Source organism: Corynebacterium sp. CCUG 65737 (assembly GCF_024454115.1).
In the GTDB taxonomy this organism is placed as follows: Bacteria; Actinomycetota; Actinomycetes; order Mycobacteriales; family Mycobacteriaceae; genus Corynebacterium; species Corynebacterium genitalium.
This window is the reverse complement of the sequence record NZ_JAGPZB010000031.1, coordinates 1-1859: the sequence shown is the minus strand read 5'-3', so window position 1 is coordinate 1859 and position 1859 is coordinate 1. Positions and strand designations below refer to the sequence as shown.

3 protein-coding genes are annotated in these 1859 nt (G+C 52.5%); 1 reads left to right on the top strand and 2 read right to left on the bottom strand.

Going from position 1 to position 1859, the window contains the following annotated elements:
• A partial coding sequence (locus KBX17_RS11390) for a transposase (protein ID WP_256019914.1) occupies positions 1-798 on the top strand: 798 nt, incomplete at its 5' end.
• Between the two features lie 205 nt (positions 799-1003).
• Here KBX17_RS11390 and KBX17_RS11385 read toward each other — a convergent pair.
• Both KBX17_RS11385 and KBX17_RS11380 read right to left on the bottom strand, forming a co-directional pair.
• Positions 1004-1240 carry an antitoxin gene (locus tag KBX17_RS11385; RefSeq protein ID WP_144691027.1) on the bottom strand — a complete coding sequence of 79 codons (237 nt, stop codon included), beginning with the start codon at positions 1238-1240 and terminating at the stop codon, positions 1004-1006.
• A gap of 69 nt (positions 1241-1309) precedes the next feature.
• A complete protein-coding gene (locus KBX17_RS11380; RefSeq protein WP_256019912.1) occupies positions 1310-1810 on the bottom strand; it encodes a type ISP restriction/modification enzyme in 501 nt (166 codons plus the stop codon).
• Positions 1811-1859 lie beyond the last annotated feature (49 nt).

Sequence of the window (1859 nt, the reverse complement as noted above, 5' to 3'; positions counted from 1 at the left end):
AGCACTCACATCAGCTACACTGACCCAAGCAGCATAGATAACCCCCGACGTGTCCACTTTCCGGGGGTCAGGCCCCAATTCGAACAGGCCCTTCGCGGTCAGATAATCCACCGCAAGTGGGTTCTGCACCTACTTGCACGCTACGGCGGACCGACCAAGATAAAACGCCTCGGAAAAGCCAAGGCAGCTGCCTTTGCTCGACGATATAAGGCACGCAATCCCGAACCTGTCCTCGATGCCATATTCGCTGCTATCTCTGAGCAAACAGTCACCATTGCAGGTGCGCACTATGCCGAAATGGGCATAGCAATGTCGGCGAAAGACGCACTCTTAAAACTCGAACATCGCAAACAAATCGAGCAGGAAGTCATCGAGCTCATCAACGACATCCCCCACACTCAAATCCTGCTATCCATGCCAGGAATCGGACCAAAGACGGCAGCACAAATTCTCATGACCGCGGGCGACATGTCCGACTTTCCGTCAGCTGGGCACTTGGCCTCTTACGCTGGTTTGTCGCCCCGAACGAATCAGTCCGGAACCTCGATCATGTCGAACTCACTGAACCGTGCCGGCAATAAAAAATTAAAGAACGCCCTATGGCAATCATCTTTTGCATCCATCAGATTCCACGAGCGTTCCCGGCAATTCTATGAACGAAAGCGCCGTGATGGCAAGAGACACAACGCCGCAGTAGTGGCACTAGCCCGCAGACGGCTCAACGTCCTCTACGCCATGATGCGCAACCACGAGTGCTACCGCGATCCCGCCTTACAACAGGAAGGAATCGCAGCCTAAACACCAAGAACGAAACAGCCGACTGGGAAAACCCAGTCGGCTAGCAGGCATGCCCGAAAACCACACGACCAAACAACCCCGTAGAGAGAATCCGCCCCCGATTTCTCCACCCGCGAGGTTGACAACCTATATAGGAACACCCCCCCGGACGGTCACTGTCACACTCAAGCCCTGCCTCTAGCCCCTCAGGCAGGGCTTGAGCGATTTAGTGCTTCTTGAGTTGATTCAGCACGAATGCTTCGGCTTCTTCGGTGGCCTGTGTGGACGCTTCCAGCGCTGTAATAAGCGCACGTTGTTGTTGACCATCGAGCCTGTCCCAATCTGCTCGCAGAGCACTGACAATACGTGCGATTGCCATCTCTCCACCACTGAGTGTGCCGTTGTTTGACCCTAACGACGGCACACCAGCTTGGCGCAACAGCTCATCAATTGGGCGAGTCATGACGTTATTGTTGCACACTGCTTCGACATAATCTCCTGGCTTTCGAACAAATGTCTAATAGCCAGAATTTTAAAATAGATCGCCTGGAAAGTGTGGTTTCCGATCTTTATTTTCTGCTGGCCACTGCACCCCATGAAAGGCTAATTCGTCTTTAGTTAGTTGTTCGCCAGCAATGATTTGCTCCAGGAGTTCCTTCTGTTCAGCTTCGAGCTGAATTAAATGGGTAAGCGTAACTAGCAGTTCGTGAAACTGTCTTGACCATTGTGTCGGCCAGCTTGTGGTGATGATGTCATCGAGTGGTGAGGACTTTCTGCCTTTAGGTTTTTTACGGCGATAACCTACCCAGGATTTGATTGTGGAGTTTCCACCCACTGTGTAGTTCCACACGGCTGGTGACACATTCGACCAGCTGCCCTTGCCTAGATAAATAGTTTGGGTTGTCTCGTCGTAGGTAACATCGTCCGGCATTCCAACACCAACGGCAGTGTCATAGGTTGGCAGCGGCAGCGTGCTTTCAACATCAAACAGACTCTTTGCGTTATTCGGGCCTGACCCCCGGAAAGTGGACACGTCGGGGGTTATCTATGCTGCTTGGGTCAGTGTAGCTGATGTGAGTGCT